Source organism: Algisphaera agarilytica (assembly GCF_014207595.1).
In the GTDB taxonomy this organism is placed as follows: Bacteria; Planctomycetota; Phycisphaerae; order Phycisphaerales; family Phycisphaeraceae; genus Algisphaera; species Algisphaera agarilytica.
On the sequence record NZ_JACHGY010000001.1, the window covers coordinates 821,059 to 843,989 of the forward strand.

General features: G+C 65.0%; 23 protein-coding genes. 14 read left to right on the forward strand and 9 right to left on the reverse strand.

Translation table 11 applies throughout. From position 1 onward, the window contains the following. The first annotated feature begins 8 nt into the window (after positions 1 to 8). From HNQ40_RS03540 to HNQ40_RS03570, 7 genes are all read left to right on the forward strand, one after another. Positions 9 to 695, forward strand: a complete 687-nt coding sequence (locus tag HNQ40_RS03540) for a response regulator (protein ID WP_184676443.1) — start codon at positions 9 to 11, stop codon at positions 693 to 695. Positions 696 to 809: 114 nt separating this feature from the next. Further along, the gene (locus HNQ40_RS03545) at positions 810 to 2,105 is read left to right on the forward strand and encodes a sensor histidine kinase (RefSeq protein ID WP_184676444.1); all 1,296 of its coding nucleotides are present in this window, start codon (positions 810 to 812) and stop codon (positions 2,103 to 2,105) included. Between the two features lie 86 nt (positions 2,106 to 2,191). Next, the gene (gene phoU, locus HNQ40_RS03550; protein ID WP_184676446.1) at positions 2,192 to 2,902 is read left to right on the forward strand and encodes a phosphate signaling complex protein PhoU; all 711 of its coding nucleotides are present in this window, start codon (positions 2,192 to 2,194) and stop codon (positions 2,900 to 2,902) included. A gap of 85 nt (positions 2,903 to 2,987) precedes the next feature. After that, on the forward strand, positions 2,988 to 3,563 hold the full coding sequence (locus HNQ40_RS03555) for an SMI1/KNR4 family protein (protein ID WP_184676448.1): 576 nt from the start codon (positions 2,988 to 2,990) through the stop codon (positions 3,561 to 3,563). A gap of 182 nt (positions 3,564 to 3,745) precedes the next feature. Further along, positions 3,746 to 4,264: a methylated-DNA--[protein]-cysteine S-methyltransferase gene (locus tag HNQ40_RS03560; RefSeq protein ID WP_184676449.1), complete on the forward strand. Its 519-nt coding sequence runs from the start codon at positions 3,746 to 3,748 to the stop codon at positions 4,262 to 4,264. Between the two features lie 91 nt (positions 4,265 to 4,355). Next, the gene (locus tag HNQ40_RS03565) at positions 4,356 to 4,763 is read left to right on the forward strand and encodes a DUF5684 domain-containing protein (protein WP_221435359.1); all 408 of its coding nucleotides are present in this window, start codon (positions 4,356 to 4,358) and stop codon (positions 4,761 to 4,763) included. A 231-nt stretch (positions 4,764 to 4,994) separates the two neighbouring features. Continuing rightward, positions 4,995 to 5,429, forward strand: a complete 435-nt coding sequence (locus tag HNQ40_RS03570; RefSeq protein ID WP_184676451.1) for a hypothetical protein — start codon at positions 4,995 to 4,997, stop codon at positions 5,427 to 5,429. A 9-nt stretch (positions 5,430 to 5,438) separates the two neighbouring features. On the opposite strand, the gene HNQ40_RS03575 is transcribed toward HNQ40_RS03570, so the two are convergent. Beyond that, positions 5,439 to 5,870 (reverse strand): PilZ domain-containing protein, encoded by a 432-nt coding sequence (locus tag HNQ40_RS03575; RefSeq protein WP_184676453.1) that lies wholly within the window; start codon positions 5,868 to 5,870, stop codon positions 5,439 to 5,441. Between the two features lie 121 nt (positions 5,871 to 5,991). On the opposite strand from HNQ40_RS03575, the gene HNQ40_RS03580 reads away from it, so the two are divergent. Next, positions 5,992 to 6,297 (forward strand): NifU N-terminal domain-containing protein, encoded by a 306-nt coding sequence (locus HNQ40_RS03580; RefSeq protein ID WP_184676454.1) that lies wholly within the window; start codon positions 5,992 to 5,994, stop codon positions 6,295 to 6,297. 66 nt (positions 6,298 to 6,363) lie between these two features. Here HNQ40_RS03580 and HNQ40_RS03585 read toward each other — a convergent pair whose 3' ends face one another. Beyond that, entirely contained in the window at positions 6,364 to 7,773 is a 1,410-nt protein-coding gene (locus HNQ40_RS03585; RefSeq protein ID WP_184676456.1) for a GTPase/DUF3482 domain-containing protein, read from the reverse strand. Next, a complete protein-coding gene (locus tag HNQ40_RS03590; RefSeq protein WP_184676458.1) occupies positions 7,770 to 9,194 on the reverse strand; it encodes a DUF2868 domain-containing protein in 1,425 nt (474 codons plus the stop codon). Before HNQ40_RS03590 ends, HNQ40_RS03585 begins: the two co-directional genes overlap by 4 nt. 141 nt (positions 9,195 to 9,335) lie before the next feature. On the opposite strand from HNQ40_RS03590, the gene HNQ40_RS03595 reads away from it, so the two are divergent. Beyond that, the gene (locus HNQ40_RS03595) at positions 9,336 to 11,057 is read left to right on the forward strand and encodes a hypothetical protein (RefSeq protein WP_184676460.1); all 1,722 of its coding nucleotides are present in this window, start codon (positions 9,336 to 9,338) and stop codon (positions 11,055 to 11,057) included. A gap of 314 nt (positions 11,058 to 11,371) precedes the next feature. Here HNQ40_RS03595 and pckA read toward each other — a convergent pair whose 3' ends face one another. Continuing rightward, positions 11,372 to 12,961, reverse strand: coding sequence for a phosphoenolpyruvate carboxykinase (ATP) (gene pckA / locus HNQ40_RS03600; RefSeq protein ID WP_315852761.1), 1,590 nt, complete (start codon positions 12,959 to 12,961; stop codon positions 11,372 to 11,374). Positions 12,962 to 13,222: 261 nt separating this feature from the next. Continuing rightward, positions 13,223 to 13,972 (reverse strand): hypothetical protein, encoded by a 750-nt coding sequence (locus tag HNQ40_RS03605; RefSeq protein ID WP_184676463.1) that lies wholly within the window; start codon positions 13,970 to 13,972, stop codon positions 13,223 to 13,225. Positions 13,973 to 14,000: 28 nt separating this feature from the next. Between HNQ40_RS03605 and HNQ40_RS03610 the strand changes: the two genes are divergently transcribed. From HNQ40_RS03610 to HNQ40_RS03625, 4 genes are all read left to right on the forward strand, one after another. Next, on the forward strand, positions 14,001 to 14,330 hold the full coding sequence (locus tag HNQ40_RS03610; protein WP_184676465.1) for a Rieske (2Fe-2S) protein: 330 nt from the start codon (positions 14,001 to 14,003) through the stop codon (positions 14,328 to 14,330). 239 nt (positions 14,331 to 14,569) lie between these two features. Next, positions 14,570 to 15,121 (forward strand): superoxide dismutase [Ni], encoded by a 552-nt coding sequence (locus tag HNQ40_RS03615; protein ID WP_184676466.1) that lies wholly within the window; start codon positions 14,570 to 14,572, stop codon positions 15,119 to 15,121. An 80-nt stretch (positions 15,122 to 15,201) separates the two neighbouring features. Continuing rightward, positions 15,202 to 16,629, forward strand: a complete 1,428-nt coding sequence (locus tag HNQ40_RS03620; RefSeq protein ID WP_184676468.1) for a M20/M25/M40 family metallo-hydrolase — start codon at positions 15,202 to 15,204, stop codon at positions 16,627 to 16,629. A 197-nt stretch (positions 16,630 to 16,826) separates the two neighbouring features. Next, positions 16,827 to 17,585 carry a hypothetical protein gene (locus tag HNQ40_RS03625; protein WP_184676470.1) on the forward strand — a complete coding sequence of 253 codons (759 nt, stop codon included), beginning with the start codon at positions 16,827 to 16,829 and terminating at the stop codon, positions 17,583 to 17,585. A gap of 90 nt (positions 17,586 to 17,675) precedes the next feature. Here the strand turns inward: HNQ40_RS03625 and HNQ40_RS03630 are convergent, their stop codons facing one another. Beyond that, positions 17,676 to 18,737 (reverse strand): lactonase family protein, encoded by a 1,062-nt coding sequence (locus HNQ40_RS03630; protein ID WP_184676471.1) that lies wholly within the window; start codon positions 18,735 to 18,737, stop codon positions 17,676 to 17,678. 199 nt (positions 18,738 to 18,936) lie between these two features. Then, positions 18,937 to 20,055 carry an ATP-binding protein gene (locus HNQ40_RS03635; RefSeq protein WP_184676473.1) on the reverse strand — a complete coding sequence of 373 codons (1,119 nt, stop codon included), beginning with the start codon at positions 20,053 to 20,055 and terminating at the stop codon, positions 18,937 to 18,939. A gap of 178 nt (positions 20,056 to 20,233) precedes the next feature. On the opposite strand from HNQ40_RS03635, the gene floA reads away from it, so the two are divergent. Beyond that, on the forward strand, positions 20,234 to 21,262 hold the full coding sequence (floA, locus tag HNQ40_RS03640; protein WP_184676475.1) for a flotillin-like protein FloA: 1,029 nt from the start codon (positions 20,234 to 20,236) through the stop codon (positions 21,260 to 21,262). Positions 21,263 to 21,352: 90 nt separating this feature from the next. Here the strand turns inward: floA and HNQ40_RS03645 are convergent, their stop codons facing one another. Together HNQ40_RS03645 and HNQ40_RS03650 are read right to left on the reverse strand one after the other, a co-directional pair. Then, the gene (locus tag HNQ40_RS03645) at positions 21,353 to 22,483 is read right to left on the reverse strand and encodes a GTPase (protein ID WP_184676477.1); all 1,131 of its coding nucleotides are present in this window, start codon (positions 22,481 to 22,483) and stop codon (positions 21,353 to 21,355) included. Then, the gene (locus tag HNQ40_RS03650; protein WP_221435360.1) at positions 22,480 to 22,923 is read right to left on the reverse strand and encodes a hypothetical protein; all 444 of its coding nucleotides are present in this window, start codon (positions 22,921 to 22,923) and stop codon (positions 22,480 to 22,482) included. The genes HNQ40_RS03645 and HNQ40_RS03650 overlap by 4 nt, the downstream gene beginning before the upstream one ends. Positions 22,924 to 22,931 lie beyond the last annotated feature (8 nt).

The following is a 22,931-nucleotide window of genomic DNA, read 5'->3' on the forward strand; positions in this document are numbered from 1 at the left end:
CCTGCCCGATGCCAGATCTGAAAGTTCTGCTAGTTGAAGACGAGCGCGACCTGCTCGAACTTCTGAAATACAACCTCGACCGCGAAGGCTACGACGTCGTCACCGCCGAGACCGGCGAGGACGGCCTCAAGCTCGTCCGCAACCAGCCGCCGGACCTGATCCTGCTGGACCTCATGCTGCCCTCGATGGACGGCCTGGAGGTCTGCCGCAGCCTCAAGTCCAAGGCCGAGACCGCCGACATCCCCGTGATCATGCTCACCGCCAAGGGCGAAGAGAGCGACATCGTCCAGGGCCTCGAGCTCGGGGCCGACGACTACATCACCAAGCCCTTCAGCCCGCGCATCCTCATGGCCCGCATCAAGGCCGTGCTGCGTCGGGCCGACGTCGACGGCGAAGAGCGCCGCGTGCTCGAGTCCGCCGGCGTGCGAGTCGACCTGGAGCGCCACGAAGTCACCGCCGAGGGCGAGCCGGTCGACCTGACCGCCACGGAGTTCAAGCTGCTCACGCTCTTGGTCTCCCGCCCCGCCCGCGTGTTCACCCGCCAGCAGATCATCGACTCGCTGCATGAAGGCTTCGCCGCCGTCACCGACCGCAGCGTCGATGTACAAGTGGTGGCCCTGCGTCGCAAGCTCGGGCCCGCCGCGGGCAAGCGGATCGAGACGGTCCGCGGCGTGGGCTATCGGTTCAAGGACTGATTCCACACACAAAGTTATTTCTACAAACGGGCCGGCCCGGGTTACGATATTTCGTAGCCCATCTGAAATATCGTCCGTCCCGCCGTGGATCGAAACCCACCGTTTTTCACGTTCATGCAAACCGCCCTCATCATCCTGCTGACAGTCTTGCTGGTCGCTGCGGTCCTGACCGCGGTGACGCTCGGCCGGCGGCTGCGCCGATTGAAAGAGGGGCTGACGGGTCAGCGTGAACACAACCGCCAACTCGCCGAGCGTCTGACCACGGTCGAGCGCCGCCGCAGCGAACTCGAGGCGGTGCTGTCGTCGATGGTCGAGGGCGTCGCCGCGATCGACACCGAAGAGCGTTTGATCAGCCTGAACCGCGCCGCGGCGTTGATGCTGTCGCTCGACCCCAAGCGTGCGGTCGGCCGTTCGATCCAGGAAGTCGTCCGCAACGCCTCGCTGCAGTCGCTGGTCACCGAGGCGTTGGGCAGCCAGGCCAACACCCCCGCCACCCGCGAACTCAGCCTCCGGCTGAACCCGGGGTCGAGCACGGACGACCGGTCGATCCAGGCCCAGGCCGCCCCTGTCCGCGACGCCGAGGGCCGGCAAGTCGGGGCCGTGGTCGTGCTCCACGATGTTACCCGGCTGCGCCGGCTCGAGTCGGTCCGCCGCGACTTCGTCGCCAACGTTTCCCACGAGATCAAGACCCCGATCAGCGCGATCAAGGCCGCGGTCGAAACCCTGATCGACGACGAGCAGATGCCCGTCCCCGCCCGGCAGAACTTCACCGGCATCATCGCCCGCCAGACCGAACGCCTCGACGCGATTATCGAAGACCTGCTCAGCCTGACCCGCCTCGAGCAGGAAGGGGCCACGGTCTCCGACGAGATCGAAGCCCACGCCGTCGAGCCGGTGATCCGCGCCGCCTGCGAGACCTGCCACGCCAAGGCCCAGGCCAAGTCGATCACGCTGAAGATCGAGGCCGAGCCGTTGCGGGCCCAGGTCGTGCCCACGCTGCTGGAGCAGGCGCTGGTAAACCTGATCGACAACGCGATCAAGTACAGCCCGGAAGACACCACCGTCGTCATCTCCGCCGAGCGCCGCAACGACGACGCGGTCCTGGCCGTCACCGACGAAGGCCGCGGCATCGAACCCGAGCACCTGCCCCGCGTGTTCGAACGCTTCTACCGCACCGACCGTGCCCGCAGCCGACAACTCGGCGGCACCGGCCTGGGCCTTTCCATCGTCAAGCACATCGCCGAGACCATGGGCGGCAAAGCCAGCGTTCGCAGCCAACTGAGCAAGGGCAGCACATTCACGCTGACCTTCCGCGCCGGCACCCAGAACGCCGCAGCCAAGCCGTCCACGGGTTCGGCCGTCGCCGGCGTTGTCCACCCCGCCGAACCGCCCACCACCGAATCCGCATAATCCCCAAAAGATGGCGCAAGCCTTACCGGGGATTGTTAAACTCGAATGTTCCGGTTTACCTGTCCCCGTCGTTTTGAAAGTTCATCATGCCTATCTTCCTGCAACGCCAAATCAACACGCTCAAGAAGATGCTGCTGAGTCTCGGCGCGCTCTGCGAAGAGCAAGTGCGCGACTCCATCGAAGCGGTGGTTACCCGTGATGTCGAGCTCGCCCAACGCGTCGTCGAAGGCGACAAGAAGATCGACCTCCTGGAAATCGAGATCGAAGAAGAGTGCCTCCACACCCTGGCGCTCCACCAGCCGGTGGCGTTCGACCTGCGCTACGTCGTGGCGGTGTTGAAGATGAACAACGACCTGGAGCGCATCGGCGACCACGCCAAATCCATCGCCGAGCAGGCCAAGTACCTCGCCGAGGAGGGGCAGGTCAACGAGCCGCCGTTCGATCTCAACGCGATGGGCCGACGGGTCGAGCAGATGCTCCGCCACGCCCTGGACGCGGTGGTGAACATCGACGTCGAGGTGGCCCACCAGGTCCGCGTGCTCGACGACGAAGTCGACATCATGCACGCCTCGATGTACGGCCGGGCCATCGAGCTGATGCGTGAAAACCCACACCAGACCGAGCAGATGGTGCACTACATCAGTGTCAGCCGACAGCTCGAACGCATCGCCGACCACGCCTGCAACATCGCCAAGGATGTGCTCTACATCACCGAAGGCGAGATCCCGCGCCACGGCCAGATCCGCCGGGAAAACGCGGTCGAGGCCGCGTCCGAGGGCGAAGGCGAAAACGCCTGAGCGCGCAGGCGACGTTGGCCGATGACGTAGGAGAGGAGAAGCGGGCCGCTTTCGTGGTCCGGTAATCTCCTGCGAGGACCACGCCATGGCCAAGATGCAACCCCTCGACGTCGCGATCGAGAGCATGACCTTTGTCGCCCAGGCTCAGGGCTTTGCCGAGCCCGCGCCCGCGCCGACCGACGAGGACATCTGCGAGGCCCAGGAAGTCTTGGGCGTCCCCCTGCCGCCGAGCTACATCGAGTTCATGGAGCGGGCCGGGGAAGTCCTGCTGCCCGACTGGGACCTCTACTGGGTCGGCGGATGCGACCTGACCACCCGCCGCAACCTCGTCATCGCCAACGAACTCGAACGCGACCACGACAGCTCGCCCCTGCCCGCTTTCCTCATCGCCTTCTGCGACGACGGCAACGGCGACCAGTACTGCTTCGACACCCGCACCCGCACCGTCGCCGGCAGCGACCAGAGCGTCGAGCTCGAAGGCGAAGTCGGCATCGGCGAACGTGCCGACCCCGCCACCGACCCCTTCAACATGCAGGCCCTGGAATACCCCATCGTCCTGTGGGACCGCGACCAGGGCCTCAGCCAGATCCGCGACGGCCTCTACGTCGTCGCCACCGACTTCATCGATTGGCTCAAGGGCCAGGTGCATGAGTCGACGTGATTGTGTCGTGAACTGCGAAATTGAATGAAGCATCTTCTCCCCTCCCTTGAGGGAGGGGCCGGGGGAGGGTGCCGAGCACCCGTGACTTCCCCCCAACACGACGCCCTCCCCTAACCCCTCCCTCAAGGGAGGGGAATCAATCGGCCGCAACGCAGTCTCTACCGATGCGCTAAACTTAGCTCATGTCCCCCACCGCCCACACCACGATCAACTCCCCCGTGGGCCCCCTGCGTCTCTGCGCCACCGACACCCACCTCACCCGCATCGACTTCGTCCACGGCCGAAAGATCACCCCCCTGCCCGACGACGCGACCGCGGTGCAACACGCCGACGACCACCCGGTCTTCGTCGAAACCGCACGCCAACTCGCCGCCTACTTCGCCGGCGAATCCGAAACCTTCGACCTGCCCCTCGCCCCCCAGGGCACCGAGTTCCAGCTCCGCGTCTGGCAACAGCTCCGCCTCATCCCCTTCGGCACCACCATCTCCTACGGCCAACTCGCCCAGCGCCTGGGCCAACCCAACGCCAGCCGCGCCGTCGGCCTGGCCAACGGCAACAACCCGCTGTCCATCGTCGTGCCCTGCCACCGCGTCATCGGTGCCGACGGCTCGCTCACCGGCTTCGGCGGCGGCATCGACACCAAACGCCAACTCCTCGAACTCGAATCGCCCAGCCTGTTTGCGCTATCGAAGACAACCTAAGCCTTGCAGGCCGAGCCCGAACCGGCCATACTCAGGCGAACATCTAAGCCACGTAACCGAAATGCGTGGCGCATTCGCAAGGGGTTCATACATGGCACAGGTTTTGGTTAACGTTTTGGCACAGTCCAACGGCGGCGATGCCGTTGCGATGATTATCGGTCTGCTGTTCTTTCTTATCTACCTCGGCCTCATCGTCGTGGTCATCGCCGGGGGCTGGCAGATGTTCGTGAAAGCGGGTCAGCCGGGCTGGGGAGTGATCATCCCGATCTACAACATCTACTTGGTCTGCAAGATCGTCGGTCGCCCCGGGTGGTGGACCATCCTGATGTTTGTGCCTCTCGTTAGTGTAATCATCGGCATCATCCTGGCGATCGATCTGGCCAAGTCGTTCGGACGCGGGGTTGGAACCGCGATCGGACTGATCCTCCTCGGCTTCATCTTCATCCCGATCCTGGGTTTCGGCAGCGCCGAATACGAAGGTCCCGCTGCCGCGATGTAAACCAACGCTTTCCCCGCGTCACCTATGCCGCCGATCAAACTGCAACCACCCGAGTGGCGAACAGTACCCGAGCACTGCGCGGCCTGCGGTTACGCTCTGAAAGGCCTGGCCACGCCCGGCTCGTGCCCCGAATGCGGGACGCCATATGACGATCAAACGCTGGTCATGATCGGTATGCCCCGCCGAGGGAGCACGACAAGCCCCCTGCGTCGAATCCTTTGGGGGGTGATCATGGCCGTCGCGCTGCTCTGGCTCAACTGCATCGGCTTCTTTGTGATCGATCCAACGATCTTCGGCATCGTGGGCGTAGGCTGGATCATCGGGCTCATCGCCATGCTGTCTACCGGCAAACGCGAGCGATCCGCCACCCAGCCTTTGATCTTCACGGCCGGTGGCTTTGGCATCGCATCGGACGAAACCACCGACGCCAGCCGAACGTTGCAATCATGGTCCGAAGTCAACTGCTTCAACCTGACCCGCATCGGGGCCAAGTGGTACCGATTACGGATCGGCAACGCCAAAGACCCTGAGCGAATCCACACCGATGGTCAACTTCGATCGGTCAAGTTCGAAGCAGGCGTGCGCTGCGACGACGATCAAGCCAACCGAGTCCGCGACACGATCACCCACCACCTACGTCACTATTCATATCCCCCCGCTGCCTGAGCCAAGGCGTCACGCGGCGCTCGAGGCCTTGATCACTTCCGGATCGATAAACTCGTCGATCTGGATCATCTGATCGAAGCGGAATCCGATCTCATGGCTCTTGCCCGAGACGAGCCGGCACCAGCTCACCTTGCCCGACATCGCGACACTCTCGCCGTGGCGGGTCTGCAACGCGATGTGGCAGGGCGTGTCCGGGTACAGGAAGCTCAGGTGCAGGAAGCCCATGCCCCCCGAAGAGAGGTTGCGCGACCGCACGAGGTGCGACGTCTTCTGACCGCCCGGGTGGATGACCCGCAGGGCCACCTTCGTAACGTGGGGGTAGCGCTTGATATCCAGGTCACGCCGATCACGGGTCGCGGGGACCGTCGGGCCCTTGCCCGCTTCGAGGCTCGAGATCAGCGTGCCCCATTGCTTCTCCGTCAGCTTCAGGGAACTGTTCAAAATATCGTTCGGATTCGCGCTCATAGACCCTCTCAGGATGACTGCAGATTTATCGGAGATTTCACGGCACCGAATAAGGCGCGCCTCTGACAAAATCGCCGCGATCTGTCATGATCCGTTCATGGCCAGCCCCTCCCTGCAGATCGAAGACACGCCCAACCCCCAAGCGATGAAATTCATCGCCGAACGTCCGTTTTCCCCTCTCCCGATAGCGGAAAACGCGCCCGCGAGAATGCGTAGTTACCGATCCGCGGAAGACGCCCAGGCCGCCGAAGACGCGTTGGCGGTCGCCGTGTTTGCCGCGGGGCCGATCGTGTCGGTGATGGTCGTGGCGAACTTTGTGACCGTGAACAAAAAACCCTCGGGCCGATGGTCACGGCTGCAGCCAAAAGTCGAAGCCGCGCTTCGGCCTTTTCTCGAGGGATAATCGCTCTCACCTCACGCCACCATGTACGAATGCTGAAGACCGGAGCATCACAACCCGTGCTGCGGATCAGGGCTCCAGGATCGGCTCGATGATCTCGACCAATTCCGCGGTGGCGGCGCTGATCGCTTCGATGTCTTGCCCCGCCTTGCCCAGCGCCTTGAACGTCTTGCTCAGCGCGGTCCGCTGTTCGTCCGTCAGCGGATTCATCGCCCCGGCCTGGGCCTGATCAACCTCCAGCGCGCCGCGCTGCGCGTGGGTCCGCCCGGCGACCAACGCGTGGTGGTACCGCGCCCGTCCCAGCAACACGAACGGGAAGTTCGGGTTCCGTGTCGGGCCGCACCGCAATAGCTTGCCGCCCAACGGCTGATTCATCAGCTTGAAATCCGCCAACCGGCCCGCGCCCAGGTAGCCCATCGTCCCGCCGACCACCGCACCGATCGCCGCGCCGAGGAACAGGCTCGATCCGCCCGCCGCCACGTCCAGCGCCCCGCCCGCAGCCGCACCCCCGCCCGCTCCCGCGAGCACCAGGTCCTTTCGGCGCAGACCAAACAACAGCCACGCGTCTTCCGAAAACAGGTCGGCCACCAGCGACTCGACGTCCTCGCCCGAATCCGCCTCGCGCCGGTCCAGGCCGTGGTGGTCGTAGATCGACTCGACCCGCTCGCGTCCGCGCTTCTCGCGTCGGCGAAGCTTGCCCTTGAAGTCTTCCAGCAAGCCGGGCTGGAACTTCTTGGGGTCGTCATCGGGGCCGACCTTCTTGGTCACCGAAAGCGTGAGCCCGTCGGCCAGCAGCGTGGCGATCTCCTGGGCCGACTCGTGACGCCTCCGCTGACGGTCGGCGTCGAGGGCCTGCACCGCGGTGTCCAGCGGCTGCCGCCACTCTTCTTTGAGCTGGCCGAACGCACGCAGCAGCTCGAGCCGCTTATCGAACTCCGCGGTCACGGCGTTAAACACGCGCACGATCTTGAAATATTGGCCAAGCGCCGAGCGCCACGCCTCGATGTAGTCCGCTTCGCCGATGGGGTTGATCAGCGCCAGGCTCGGCCGACCGGTCCAGCGGAGGATCTCCATCTCCGCCTCGTACTCCGGGCCGTAGGGCACCGAGCCGTCGACGACGTATAAGATGCCCGCGGGCTGCTCGTCGTCGATCAGGGGACGCAGCAGCTCGACTTCATCGGGGTAGGCATCAGAGCGTTCGTGTTCGGTCACAAAGTCGCGCACGACCGCGCCGTGTTGATCGGCCGTGGTCTGGCGCTGCGTCATCCAGTCCAGTGCCCGCCGAGCGCGTTGGAAGCCGGGGGTGTCGATCAGGGTGTATAGCGTGTTGCCGTCGACCGACATCGGGAACTCGCGAGAGCGCGTCGTCGTGCCGGGCTCGGGCGCGACGCGCACCGCGTCGTCCGCCGCGAGCGTTGCGACGATGCTCGACTTGCCTTTGTTGGGGTGGCCCACCACCGCGAATCGTGGCTCGCTCACGGCGTCCCCCCTTCGGCTTGCCCGGCTTCGTCCATCACCATCCGCAGCCACGGGTCACCCACGCTGGCGAGTTTCTTCTTCCACACCGCGTGGTCGCCTTGGCCGATGGGCTGCACCTCGATCGAACGGCCGTCGCCGAGGGCGCGGCGCAGATCACCCAGAAAATCCAGGAACTCCAGCACCGGCGGCTCCCACGCCTTGACCCGGATCAGCACCGGATGTTCAGGCGCTTGCGCGGCCGCGGCTTCGATCGTCTGCCGATCCTCGTCGAGCGATCGCCCGCCACCCGCGTCCAGCGCCTGGCCGTCATACGCCGCCTCCGCCCAGCGGATCACACAGCCCGCTTGCGACGAGGGCGTTGCGTCCATGCTGTCCGCGGCGCTGCTCGACGCGGCGCCTTCGTGTTCGCTGGCACGCGTCTCCACCACCGCCGCGGTCATACGGCCGAGCACGCGATCGGCCCCGGGCGTGTGCACCATCGCCTTCACCACCGCGCCGCGCAGCCGCCATTGCGTGAACACCAACGTGACGAAACGCGGCACCACGCCGTAGACCAGCATCGCCATGACGAGGAAAGGCCACCACTTGGCCGACTCCTCCGCCGCCACGCCCAACTCGAAGTTCTCCGCGCGGTAGGTCTGCGTCGCTTCCACCAATGCCAACGGCGGCACCGCGTCCTGCCAGGCCATCGCCCAAGGCGTCGCCAACGCCGAAGTCAGCCCGTGCATCTGCTCGGCGTCCACCTGCAGCGTCGTGCTCCAACCAAATCCCAGGTCGCTGAACACGATCAGCTGCAGCGCCCCGCACACCGCCGCGAGGTTGAACGCCAAGGCCATCGACTGCGACCACGCCAAGAGCTGCCACTTCTGCACCGCGTGGTACACGCGTTGATGCGCCTGCCCACGCCCCAGGATCTGCTGCACCGTGTCGCGCGTCTCGCCGGGCAGCCAACGCGCCACCAGCGTCGCGAGCTTCGCCGGGCTCAGGTCGCGCAGCCACGCCGACCCCGGCACCCGGCCCGGCAGCGCCGCCACGCCGAACAGCCCCAGCGTCACCGCCTGCAGCACCACGAACACCGCGATGATCCGCACCACGTTCACCGGCGTCGAGCCGTCGTAGTAGAACAAGCCCATCGCCGCCACATACCCCAGCAGCAACCCGATCCCCACCGCGATCAACCCGACCAGCCGCAGCCCGTCGCCGCCTCGGTGGGGGCTGTCGGGGATCGCGTCCAGCCAGGCGGTCAGCCGCCGTGCCCGCGTGGGCGTGTCCAGCGGCTCTTGGCTTGCCTCGAATCCCAATTCCTTGCCGATGCCGCGGTCACGGGTCCGCAGCCGCTCCAACGGTTCGGCCTCGTCGCGATGCAGCTGCGTCGCCAGGTCCAGGAGCGTGCCGGGTTGAGGTTTGGGAAGCCGGGGCATGAGTCGATCCATGATCGGCCACCGCCCGCCGCAACGCAACGTCCGCCGGTGGATCATGCCCTGTTCTGTGTATCGTTTTTGCAGGGTAAGATAGAGAGGCTAGGTCTCTTCGCTGATCTGAATGACTAGAAGGGGTTTGTTTTGCCGATCGATCTGGACTGCCCATCTTGCGGAAGGACGCTGCGTGTCGACGACAAGTACGCCGGCCGACGCGGGACGTGCCCGGCCTGCAAGAGCCCGCTGCTGATCCCCGAGGACAGCCCGCTCCTGGAGATCCTCCCCGAAGACCGACGCACCTACGACAACGTCATCCTTCCTTCGCCCAAGCCCGCGCCCCCGCCAGCTCCGAAGCAGGACCCGGCGGAAGAAGCCGAGGAGTGGCGTGACCCCCGGCTGGTGCGGTTGGACCGTCTGCGCGAAGAGGAAGAAGCCGCCAAGCGCCCGCCGTGGTGGAACCGGCCGTTCCTCGATCTGTTTGGTGTGAAGCTTACGCCGCTGGTGATGATCCTGATCCCGCTAATGTTGGCGGGGGTCGGTTTCTGGTACGCCCGCAGCGCGGGCCAGCCCGCCAAGGTCATCAACGCCTCGCCCGTGTTCGTCGTCGAGGTGCTGCACACCGGCGACACGCTCAAGCCCGTCGGCAGCTCGACCGCCAAGTCACTGCTGGGCGGCGGGTTCCAGGGCATGGGCGCGAGCGGCGGCAGCGGCCCGGTCACGCCGTACACCGCGCCGACGGGCAAGACCCGGACGAACGTGTTTTCGGTGGGCGGTCGAGATCAACTCGTGGTCACCCAGGCCGACCCCGACGGCGACTACGTGCTGCTGGAGATCGCGCTGCAGCAAAAGATCATCAACAACCTCGGCCAGTTCTCGGGGTACGACTCGATCCTCAAAGAGGGCGAGTTCGAGCTACGCCGCATCAGCGACCCGCCGGGCGCGGGGACGACCGGCCGACTGGTGAGTGCGACGTTCGATCAGCCGATCGACCTCGACCTCGCCGGGGCGAACACAAGCAACTACCGCGCCCTGTTCCCCGCCTCGGCCAAGCCCGACCGAGTCACGGAAGACAAGATCCCCGGCGTGGTCAACGGCGAGGCCGAGTACGCCCTGAGCCGGACCCAGGGCACCATCAGTTTCACCGCGTCGCGCAGCGTGCAGGGCTACCCCGCCATGAAGGGCCTCAACGCGACGGGCAAGCTCGTGACCACGCATGCGGACAAGGACGGCCCGACCGTCACCGCCGACTACCAGGGCGGCACGCTCAACGTGAGCTGGGACCCCGGGGCCCAGGCGCACTGGACGGTGCCGAAGATGGTGGAGAAGACGCGCACCTCGCCGTGGGACCGCTACACGTTTTCGCTGCTGTTCCCCCGGCCGGACACCGCGGGCAAGTACAAGCTCTCGTTCGCGGGTAAAGACGTGGCGACGGTGAAGCTCGGCCGGGCCAAGCAGCCCAGCGCCCCCGCCCCTTCGCCGATCGCCTCGCAGCGTCCGGGCGGCCCGCAGGCGGCGTCGAAACAATCCAGTTCACCGCTGGCATACTTCGACGTCCTGCGTGACGCCAAGAGTCAAGCCAATGGTCTGGTCTCGGCCAACAACATGCGGCAGATCGGCATCGCGCTGCAGACCTACATGGATCAGAACAACGGCCGATTCCCCGACACGCTGCTGCAGCTGCGTGAGGTGTTCCCCCAGCTCGACCAGGTCATGGAGAACCCCCGCACCGGCGACCGCCCCGGGTTCATCTACGAGAAGCCCCCGCCGGGCAGCGCACCTTCACGCACCCCGGTGCTCTACGAATCCCTCAACGGCCAGAAAGACCCCGACGGCGCGGTGTTGTACGGCGACGGTAGCATCCGTTAAGCCGCCGAGCCGCTTACACCCCGACGCCTACACATTCACGGTGGATCGCTTTACTCTCCTCCCTTGAGGTAGGGGCCGGGGGAGAGTGATTTGGCAAAGCCTCCGCCGCGTTGGGTGGCCGGGGCAGAGTCCGCGATGCCCCGGAACGCGTAACCAAGGCAGCGTTCAATGCATACGCTTCCGGGGCTTGTGGCGACATCGGAACTGGATGGGAGGGCGAGGCTACCTCCGAGCCGGGTGTGGCTAAAACTTCGCGGCTTGGCATGAGCCTCGCCCTCCCATCCAACCGTGAAAAAATTAGCCCGGCTGTCGCCTTACGCCTTCGGCCCGGCCGCGCGGACGGCATCGGTGACGCCGTCTTCGTAGGTCTTGAAGTTCTCGATGAACAGGCCCGCGAGTTTCGATGCGGTGTGGTCGTAGGCGTTGCCGTCGGCCCAGGTGTTGCGGGGGACCAGCAACTCGTCGGGCACCCCGGGGACCTGCGTGAGCATGTCGATGCCGAAGACGGGATCGGCCTGGGTCGGGGCGTCCGCAAGAGAGCCCGCGTGGATCGCATCGACGATCGCGCGGGTGTAGGCGAGCTTGATGCGGGAGCCTTCACCGTAGCCGCCGCCCGACCAGCCGGTGTTGACCAGCCAGACGTTGGTGTTGTGCTTCTGCATCTTCTCGGCGAGGAGTTCGGCGTACTTCGCGGGGTGCCACACGAGGAACGGCCCGCCGAAGCAGGGGCTGAACGTCGCCTCGGGTTCGGTCACCCCCACCTCGGTGCCCGCGACCTTGGCGGTGTAGCCCGAGATGAAGTGGTACATGGCCTGCTCGGGCGTGAGCTTGCTTACCGGCGGCAGGACGCCGAATGCGTCGCACGTCAGGAAGATGATGTCGGTGGGGTGGCCCGCGACGCCGGGGATGCGGGCGTTGTCGATCGCTTCGACGGGATACGCCCCGCGGGTGTTCTGCGTGATGCTGTGGTCGGCGAAGTCGACGTGGTGGTCGTCCGGATCGAAGCGCACGTTTTCGAGAAGCGCGCCGAAACGCAGCGCGTGGAAGATCGCGGGTTCTTTTTCTTCCGAGAGGTCGAGCGCTTTGGCGTAGCAGCCGCCCTCGATGTTGAAGATGCCGGTGTCGGTCCAGACGTGTTCGTCGTCGCCGACGAGTTGGCGGTTGGGGTCGGCCGAGAGCGTGGTCTTGCCGGTGCCCGAGAGGCCGAAGAGCACCGAGCTGTTCTCGCCGTTGGCGTCGCAGGTCGCCGAGCAGTGCATGGAAAGGTGGCCCTTCTTCGGCATGAGGTAGTTCATGACGGTGAAGATGCCTTTTTTCATCTCCCCAGCGTACTCGCTGCCGAGGATGACGAACTCCTGGTCGCCGATGTTCAGGTCGATGCTGGTGCGGCTGGTCATGCCTGCGGTGAGCGGGTTGGCGGGGAACTGGCCCGCGTTGATGATGGTCCAGTCGGGCTCGCCGAAGTTGGCGGACTCCTCGGGGGTCGGGCGGATCAACATGGTCCACATGAACAGCGCGTGGTACGGACGTTCGCAGATGATGCGGACTTTTTGGCGGTGTTCGGGGTCCCACCCGGCGAAGGCGTCGACGACGTATAGCCGGGGGCGGGTGTTGAGGTAGTCGATCGCCCGGCTGCGGATGATGGCGAAGGTGAGTTCTTCGATGGGGACGTTGATCGGGCCCCACCAGACATCGTTTTCTGATTCGGGTTGTCTAACGATTCGTTTGTCTTTGGGCGATCGGCCGGTCTTCTCGCCGGAGTAGGCGATGAGCGCCCCCGACGCGGCGATCGAGGTGCCCTCTTCGTAGCGCAGCGCTTCTTCGTAGAGCGCGGCGGGGGACAGGTTGCGGCGGACGGTTTGGACTTCGAGTCCCAACGATTCGAGGCTGAATGATTCACTCACGGAATTCACCTTTCACCAGGCCAGAGGACCCACGACGATCCGTGTCGATCCGGAATCCAACGGGCGTGCCTGCATCGTAACGCGCCGCATGATTGTGAACTGGCGAACACGCAGATTTCTTCCCATGCCTTACTCCCTCTCCCTCCGGGAGAGGGTTGGGGTGAGGGCACTGGACGTATAACACGTTGGGAGCACATACGGACTCACGTTCCCCCTCCGACCGGCTTCGCCGGCCACCTCCCCCGATGGGGGAGGGGTTGGCTACGACTTCAACGACGCATACGCATCGGCCAACAGCAACGCCGGAAGCACGGCCCCCGCCCCGCCCTCGATCTGCAGGTGCGTCTGCACATCGTGCAGCTGCTGCTCGCCGAACATGATCGTGTCGGGGTTGGAGAGGAACGCCGCCAGGCCCCACGGCTGATAGGTCGTGTAGTCGGGCTGGGTGTGGTGCTGGTGGTAGTTGGTGATCTCGACGACGCGTTGTTGCCAGTCTTCTCGCTGATAGCGCTGGGCGAGCAGGTGCAGGGCGTGCACACCGACCATTTCGCGATAGGTCCAGAAGTCGATGCCGTCGTCGAGGGCTTGTTCGTGCAGCGAAGAGTCGCAGGTATTGGCGATGGCCTCGATCTTTGAGAAGGTGTCGGTCGACGGCGAGACGACTTCCCGCCAGAGGGTCAGCGATACATCTTCCTCATCGGTGGACCACTGCGGGGTGGCCGGGGCGCCCGCGGACGCAGCGAGGTGGAAGGCCAGGCACCGGTAGATCGGGCGGGAGTGCCCCCGTCCATCGGTGAAGTCGACATCCGCTTCGACCGGCGGCGCGGTGATCGTCAGCCCCGACTCGCCCAGGCGCTGGCGGGCAGCGGGGAGCATCTCGATGAGACTGAAGACGCGTTGACCCTCCCGCGGCTTGTGCGGCGTCGCGTCCACCGCGATGTCGATCGCGTGGCGGGCCAGGCTCTGGACCATCGCGGCGTACCGGCTAAGATCGTGTCCGCTGTTTTGCATATGTGATTTATAGATCGGACGACCCGCCATGCCCAACTGGACCGACCTCGGCACCGCCCAAGACTTCCCGCCCGACGCCCAGGTCTGCACCCACGCGACGATCGACGACGGCAAGAAACAGGAAGTCGTCGTCTTCAACATCAACGGCGAGTTGCACTGCATGGCCAACATCTGCCCCCACGCCGGCCTGCCCCTGGGCGACGGCGAGCGACGCGGGCTCACCATCACCTGCCCCTACCACGGCTACACCTACAACATCCGCAACGGCAGCGACCTCGACGACCCCGAGTTCGGCCTGCCCGCCACCGTCTACCCCATCCGCGTCGAAGGCGACACCGTGCAGATCGACCTGGGCTGAGGCGGATCGTCTGTCGATTTGAACCGCGGCCCAGGGGTTCGGTTCGGGTGGCCGGGGCAGAGCGGAGCGATGCCCCGGAAGGATGCGATTCACCCCTTGCTTCTCTTTTGTCGTTCCGGGGCATCGCTCCGCTCTGCCCCGGCCACCCGGCGATACGCAGACGCTATCGCGTGATAATTTTTCGTGATCGTCGCGGTTTTGTGCTGCGCGTCCGGTGTGCGGCTGCATAGGATGCGGGTATGAAAATCATCTCTCCCCTCCGCGTCGTTCTGGCCTGTTCCATCACCGCCCTGGCGGGAAGCCTGCTGCTGTCGCCCCAGCCAGCGGATGCGCACTGCCAGGTGCCATGCGGCATCTTCGATGACCAGGTCAAGTTCGCTGAGCTGAACCAGCACATCGATACGATCGAAAAAGCGATGGTGCAGATCGCGGGCTTGGCGGGCAGCCACGACGCGGAAGAGCAGCAGAAGTTCGTCCGCTGGGTCAACACCAAGGAAGACCACGCCCAGAAGATCATGGATGAAGCCCAGGAGTATTTCCTGGCCCAACGCGTCAAGCTGCCAAAGGACGAGTCCGAACACGAGGCCTACCTCGCCAAGCTGGTCTCGCTGCACGAGGTCATCGTCTACGCCATGAAATGCAAGCAGACCACCGACACCGCGGCCGTCGCGCCGCTGCGTGCGTCGCTCGAGAAGTTCGAGGGGCAATACTTCGGCAAGGATGACCACGCCCAACATGACGACCACGGCCACGCCGATCATTCCCACGGCGAGGATGGTCATAAGCACTAAACCGCTCCACACCGAACACTCTTTCAAAAGCAGCCCCGAGCAAACCGCCCGGGGTTGTTTTTTGCTCGTAAACTAATCGCATGACCACGCCCAACCCCCTGCTCGATCATCTTGATTCCGACCACAACCACGCCGTGCAGCGCCTCTCGCAACTGCTGAAGATCCCCAGCGTGAGCACCGACCCGGCGTTCGAATCCCACGTCCACGACGCCGCCCGCTGGATCGCCACGTTCTGCGAAGAGATGGGCATGAACGTCGATGTCATGCAGCCCAAGGGGGCCGACGGCAAGCAGGGCCACCCGGTGATCATCGCCAAGACGATGCCGAAGATGGTCGCGGATGATGCGAAGAACCGCGTGCTCTTCTACGGCCACTACGACGTTCAGCCGCCCGACCCCGTGGACCTGTGGACCAGCCCGCCGTTCGAGCCCACGGTGCGCGATGGCAAGCTCTTCGCCCGCGGCGCCTCCGACGACAAGGGCCAGGTCATGTGCTTCCTCGAAGCGCTGCGTGCGTATCACGATACCGACACCAAGCTGCCCTGCCACGTCACGCTACTGATCGAAGGCGAAGAAGAATGCGGCAGCGTCAGCCTGCCCGCGTTCCTCAAGCAACACGCCGCGATGCTCGACGCCGACGACCAAACCGTCTGCGTCGTCAGCGACACCAGCATGTGGGACTCGCCCGACTCGCCCACCGGCTACACCCCCGCCATCACCTACGCCCTCCGCGGACTGGTCTACTTCGACATCAAGCTCCACGGCCCGTCCCGCGACCTCCACTCGGGCGTCTACGGCGGCACCCTCGCCAACCCCGCCACCCAGCTCGTCCGCGTGCTGGGCAAGCTCATCAACGACGACAACCAGGTCACCATCCCCGGCTTCTACGACGACGTGCTCCCACTCACGAACGAAGAGCGCGACGCCTGGCAGCAACTCGGCTTCAACGAACACGAGTTCACCGGCGACGTCGGCAGCCAACCCTTCGGCGAGAAAGACTTCTCCACCCTCGAACGCCGATGGGTCCGCCCGTCCTGCGACGTCAACGGCCTCTACGGCGGCTACATGGGCGAGGGCGCCAAGACCGTCATCCCCACCTTCGCCGGGGCCAAGGTCAGTTTCCGCATCCCCGCGAACATGGACCCGAAGAAGGTCGCTCAGCAATTCACCGACTGGCTCCACCAGCACGACACCGGCGGCTGCCGCTGGGAGATCACCAACCACGGCGAGGCCGACCCCGTCGCCACCCCGACCGATTCGCCCTGGGTCATCGCCGCCAGCAAAGCCATCGAGCAGACGGCCGGCCAGCCCCCCGCCTTGGTGCGCGAGGGCGCGACCATCCCCGTCATCGCCGACTTCAAGAACCAGCTCGGCATCGACACCCTGCTCATCGGCTTCGGCCTCAACGCCGACAACATCCACTCCCCCGATGAGCACCTGGGCCTCGACCGCTTCCTCCTGGGCTGCAAGACCCACGCCGCCCTGCTGCAGCAGATCGCCGACGCCTAAAGCCGCTTGCGTCTTAGCCATCTTCGAACCCCGCTCAGCCGCAAGCGGCTACCCAACCCGCATATCCGATAACCCTTAACGCCCGGCCCCGTGGCGCGGGTTTTTATCGGTTGCACGACTTGCTGTGAATCTTAGGGTTCCCCCGTTCGGCCGCGTGCCGTGTGATTCTCCATGACCGCTCAGGGAACCTTAGTCCGATGAAACCCTCCTCCTCGATCTTGCTCGGCGTCGCGTGCGCCACCACCTTCGCCGCGGGTTGTTCGTCCACCGTCGCCACCGTCGAAGGCCCCGAACACCGCCAGAAGCTCGGCATCCCGCACCCCGTCGCGGTCAACCTCGACGACAAGCGTGCCGACCCCGCCACGTTCGCCGCGTCGATCAACGGCAGCGACATCACCCAAGCCTTCGTCTTCAACGACGACGAGGTAACGCTCTCCGACGAGTTCGTCTACGAGCCCACCACCGGCCGCACGCCCCACCAGCTCACCGTCACCGCCGAACCCGCACTCAACGCCAAAGGACGGCCTATGGGCAAATCTTTTGAGCAGACCCTCACCTTCTTCCCGCCGTCGCTCAGCCTCCAAGGCAACGTCGGCATGGGCGCTAACAGCCGCATCAACGTGCCCCAGGACGGCCGGACCAGCGTCATGGTCAAGCTGCCCCAAGCCCCCCACCGCGAAACCACCCTCACCATCCGCCCCGTCGCCACCGACGCCCAGGTCGTCGGCGACATCTCGGCCGATGACATGATCAACTGCATCGCCCTGAACGACAGCGAGCCGGGCGAAGCGATCACCCTCACCATCATGCCCGGCCAACGCGTCGCCGTGTTCACCGTCCGCGGCCACACCACCGGCGTCAACGAACTCCGCGCCGAAGCCCCCGGCTACGTCGCCACCGCCATCGACGTCTACATCGACAGCCCCGCCGTCACCGCCGCGGTGAATACATACTGATCTCCGCGGGACCAACTCCTCCCACGCAAGAAGCCCACGGACTCGCATCCGTGGGCTTCTTGCGTTTAATCAAGATTTACTTTCACACCCTTACGACCCGGGCAAAAACTTCACGCACACCGGCCGCGGCACCGACACCGGCTCGCCTACCGGCGAAAGCTTGCCCGACTCCGCATCGATCGAAAACACCTGCACATCATCGGTGTTCTGGTTGCACGCCAGCAGCCAGCGCCCGGTCGGATCAACGTTGAAGTTGCGCGGCTCCTCGCCGCCCGACGGCTGGTGGCCGACCAGCGTCAGCGTGCCGTCGCTGCCGTTGACCGCAAAGATCGCGATGCTGTCGTGCCCCCGGTTCGAGCCGTAGACAAACTTGCCGCTGGGGTGGACGACGATCTCGGCCGTCGACCTGCGCTCGCCCTCGGGGTAGTCTGCGGGCAGCGTGTCGATCGTCTGCTTGGCCGTCAGCGTGCCCGCCACGGCGTCCCAGTCCATCACAGTCAGCGTCGCGTCGAGTTCGTTGATCACGTACGCCCACTGGTCATTCGGGTGGAACGCGAAGTGCCGCGGGCCCGCGCCGGGGTGCAACGACATGAACGGCGGGTCGTTCGCCTTGAGCTGGCTGGTTGCGGGGTCGATTTCGTAGACGAGCAGTTGGTCCGTGCCCAGGTCCGCCGCGATCGCCCACTTGCCGGTCGTGTCCACGTTCACCGAGTGGGCGTGCGGGCCTTCCTGGCGGCCCTTGTTGGCGCTCGAGCCTTCGTGCTGCATCAGCGAAGCGACTTCGCCCAGCGAGCCGTCGTCGTTCACGGGGAAGGAGGCGATGTTGCCGCTGCCGTAGAACGCCACGATCGCCGTGGTCGCGTCGGGGTCGAGGATGATGTGGCACGCCCCGCGTCCCGCGACGGTCTGGGTGTTGATCATCGTCAGGTCGCCGGTCGCTTCGTCGATCGCAAACGAGGTCGCGCCGTCGTTCTTGCCCGCCTCGGCCACGGCGTACAGGAACTTGCCGTTGGGGTGCACCGCCAGGAAGCTCGGGTTGTCCACGCCGCCGAAGCCCTTGGCGACCGTAAGCTCGCCGGTGTCAAGGTTCAGCTCGCCGCGGAAGATGCCCTCCTCGCGGTCCTGGGTGTAGGTGCCAAAGTAAACGTGCATGGTCGATCGATCCTCCGAGTTCGGCGCGGCCACGGCACAGCCGCCGCCCACCACCATCAACAACAAACTCAAACCCGCTAACCAGTCCAAACGCATCATGATCTAGTCCTCGCGGAGATATGTAGGTCAGGTCTTCGACCTGACACCGGCTTGATATAAATCGCGTCAGGTCGAAGACCTGACCTACGACGCCATCTGCTCAATGCCCGAACAGATTCGTCTGAGCAAACATGCCCTGGTCTTCGAAGTACTGCATCGCCTCGTCGACCGTGCGGAACCACTTGGTGCTGGTCTCGGTGATGAACGGGCTGGGGTTCTTCTGGGGGTGCCAAACCACGTACACCTCTTTGCCGTGCTCAAACGCGTGGTGCAGCTCGCGCTCCACGCCGCTCGACAACCCCGGCGAGCCGTCGGGCAGGTTCGGCACCAGCGACACGATCATGTCGCTCTGACGCACCATCTTGAAGTCACGCGAGTAGATCTGCCCATCGACATCCCCCGCGATGTCCAGCACCTGCTTCACCGGCACCTTCAGTTTTTCCTGCCCGCCCATGAAGCTGCCCGGCTCGACCTCGACAAAGTCCAGGCCCTCCCGCGCCGCTTCGATCGCGCGGTCCAGCAGGATTTTCTCGTCCACGTCGGCCGGGTCGAACGCGATGAACTTGTCCGCCAGGTCCGCACGGAACTTGTCGATGACCTTGAGCACGTCCGGCAGCTTCTCGACGTGGGTCATCGGGAAGCTGGGGTACACCGTCTTCATCTCGGGCTTGCAGATCAGCCGGTAGCCGGTCTCGGTCGTGTCTGCGTGACGGCCGCGGCTGAGCACGTAGAACCGGTCCTGAATCCCCAGCGCCTGGGCCATGATCTCGGTGGCCATGATCTCTTCTTCACGCCAGACCATCAGGTCCTTGAGCGTCGCGTCCACCGCGTGGTCGCGGTGCAGGCGGGCGTGGACGATCTCGATGTTGTCCAGCAGGCAGATCAGCACGTCCGGCTTGAGCGCCTGGACCTGGTCAAAATCGAACGCGGAAAACAGCCCGTGCCGCCAACGGAAGGTGGCGTGGGTGTTGACGATGATGTTCTCTTTGCCTTCCGACTCGCGGATGATGTCTTTGAAGGCCGAGCGACGCAGCGCGTTGAGTCGGCCCAGCTGCAGGTCGAGGATCCGGCCGGGCTTCACGTCGGGCGCCTCGGCGTACATCATGTCGCCGACGTTGTAGAGCTCGACGGCTTCGCCCCGCGAGCCCGCCAGATCGACGATGCCCTGGAGGTAGTCCTGTTTATCCATGCCGACTTGGCCGGTGACGATTGCGCGCATGATGCCTCATTTCTCAAGGTGTAGATTTGCTTGCAAGCAACGACCAAGTATAGGGATTTAATTGTGAATTGGGGTTAGCATCGCGTTGCCCGGGGGCACCCGGCGGGCGTACACTAGAACGTGTTACCCCGAACCGACGCCCCGCCGGGGCTCTGCCATCTTCCACAAGGACCGCGTCATGCCTGCTTCTCCGTTCTCGCTCACTCCCACGCTGGCGATTAGCGACCAGATCGTAATCGTGGTGCTGATCATCGCCGTCATCTTCGGCGTCGGGGTCATCATCTTCCTCTCGCGCTTCCTGAACCTGTGGGTGCAGGCCTGGGTGTCGAACGCCAAGGTCGGGCTGCACGAACTCGTGGGGATGTGGCTGCGGAAGGTCAACCCGCGCACCATCGTGCTCAGCCGCATCCAGGCCGTGAAGGCCGGGCTGGACATCGGGTCGAACCAGATGGAAACCCACTACCTCGCCCGCGGTGATGTGCCGCGTGTGGTCAACGCGCTGATCGCCGCCGACCGCGCGAAGATCGACCTGGACTGGAACACCGCGTGCGCCATCGACCTCGCCGGCCGTGACATCCTCGACGCGGTGCAGACCTCGGTGAACCCCAAGGTCATCGACTGCCCCAGCCCCGAGCAGGGCCGCAGCACGATCGACGCCGTCGCCCAAGACGGCATCCAACTCAAAGCCCGCGCCCGCATCACCGTGCGGGCCAACCTCGCCCGCCTCATCGGTGGTGCGACCGAAGAAACCATCGTCGCCCGCGTCGGCGAAGGCATCGTCACCACCATCGGCTCGGCCGAGACGCACAAGGCCGTCCTCGAAAACCCCGACTCGATCTCCAAGGTCGTGCTCTCCAAAGGCCTGGACTCGGGCACCGCGTTCACGATCCTGTCGGTGGACATCGCCGACATCGACGTGGGCGAGAACATCGGCGCGAAGCTGCAAGCCGACCAGGCCGAGTCCGACAAACGCCGCTTCCAGGCCGAGGCCGAGAAACGCCGCGCAATGGCGGTGGCACTCGAGCAGGAAAACAAGGCCGACATCGAGAAGAACCGCGCCATGGTCGTCCTCGCCGAGGCCGAAGTGCCCAAAGCCATGGCCGACGCCTTCCGCGCCGGCAACATGGGCATCATGGACTTCTACCGCATGAAGAACATCCAGGCCGACACCGAGATGCGCGACAACATCGCGGGCAACGAAGAGTGATCTAAGCGACAACCCAACAACCGCGACGCACTCGACCACAACCCAAACCACGAAAGCCCGCAGGTGCACCGCTCCTGCGGGTTTTGCTTTTCACTGCCCCAGGTACGCCATCAATTCTCCGGCATCACCCCCGCGCTTATTCCACTCGACCAACCAAGGCGAAAAGGCCCATGGCGGGTCGCGCTCGATCTCCATCACGCCAAGCGTTTCCAACACCGCGTGGGTGAGCGCCGTGATACCTTCGCCGTTCTGTGCGCTGACGAGTATCGCATCCGCCCGGCCGTCCCACGCCTCGCCCACCGCATCGGCCTTGTTCACCACCCACACATCCGGCTCTCTCGGCAATTCGGCCACCTCGGGCCAATCGTTCTCCGGGTCACGCATCAACACCAACACATCCGCCGACGCCACGACACTGCGGGCCTGTTGAATCGCGCGCTGCTCGACCGTGTCGTCGCTGTCACGCAGCCCCGGCGTGTCCAACCAACGCACCGCCACGGCGCCGCGCGTCGGGTCGCCGCCTTCGGGCACCAGCTCGACCAGGCCGCCGACCCAGTCACGCGTCGTGCCCGGAAGGTCGGCAACAACGCTGGCGGAACGGCCCACGAGACGGTTGAGCAACGTCGACTTGCCGACGTTGGGCCGACCGACGACGACGACGGTGGGCGGGGTGAGGAGGTGTTGGAGGGACTTCGGATTGGGGATTTCGGATTTCGGATCGGAAGACAGCCAGGTGCGCCAACGCGCGGGTTGCTGGGCGATCAGGTCGATCGCGGCGGGGCTGGCAGCGGTGGCGATGGCGTGGAGCATGTCCGCTTCGATCGGCGATGCCGCTTCGGGGTAGAGCGTTTGCGTATCGATGTCCGTGGCGGGCTGGACGGCGTGGGCCTTGAGCCAGGCTTCGAGTTTTTGCACCACACGCAAGCCGCCGTGGGGCATGAGTTGGGCCGTGGTCTCCGAGATGCGTCCCGCCAAGCCCTCGTCGATGTCTGCGAAGTGACACAGCCGTAAACGGCCAACCTCCCACCGATCGAGTAGCCGCGACGCCACGCGTCGTGTGTCTTGCTCTTCTCCGCGACGCGTGGCGTCACGGCTTTTGTCGTTGTCACCCGCCGACAGGGTTTCGAGCAGTCCGACCAGCTCGCCCGCTTCGCCGCTGACCTGCACGATCGCGACCGCGCCGGGTTGGTTGGCGGTGGTGATGGAGTAGTGCAGCGTCATCGTTCGTTTCGTTTCTCGGGGACGCCCAGTCGCGGCGAGGCGTCGAGCTTCGGCCGGCCGTGCGGGTAGTTGAGCAGCAGCAGGCCCAGCACCACCGCCATCGGCAACGCCCCGGGCAACAGCCGCCCCTCTATGAACGCCGACACAAAGCCCAAGATGGCGGGCAACTCAAGCAACGCGAAGAAGATCAGGTTCGCCTGAACGTATCCCTCGTCCGACACCGCGTCCTGCCGCCAGTGGGCCTTGTAAATCTGATTCCGGATGAAGTACGCGATCGGCACCACCAGCACCAGCGCCACCCAACCCACCATAAACAACAACCCCGCGAGTTGCTGTGCCGGTTCCTCGGTTTCAAAACGTTGCCCCGACACGCCCAGGAACAGGAGCATGAAAACCTGAGCCGAGACGACGGCGAGCCAGATCAGTTTGACGGGCGGCACGACGGGGC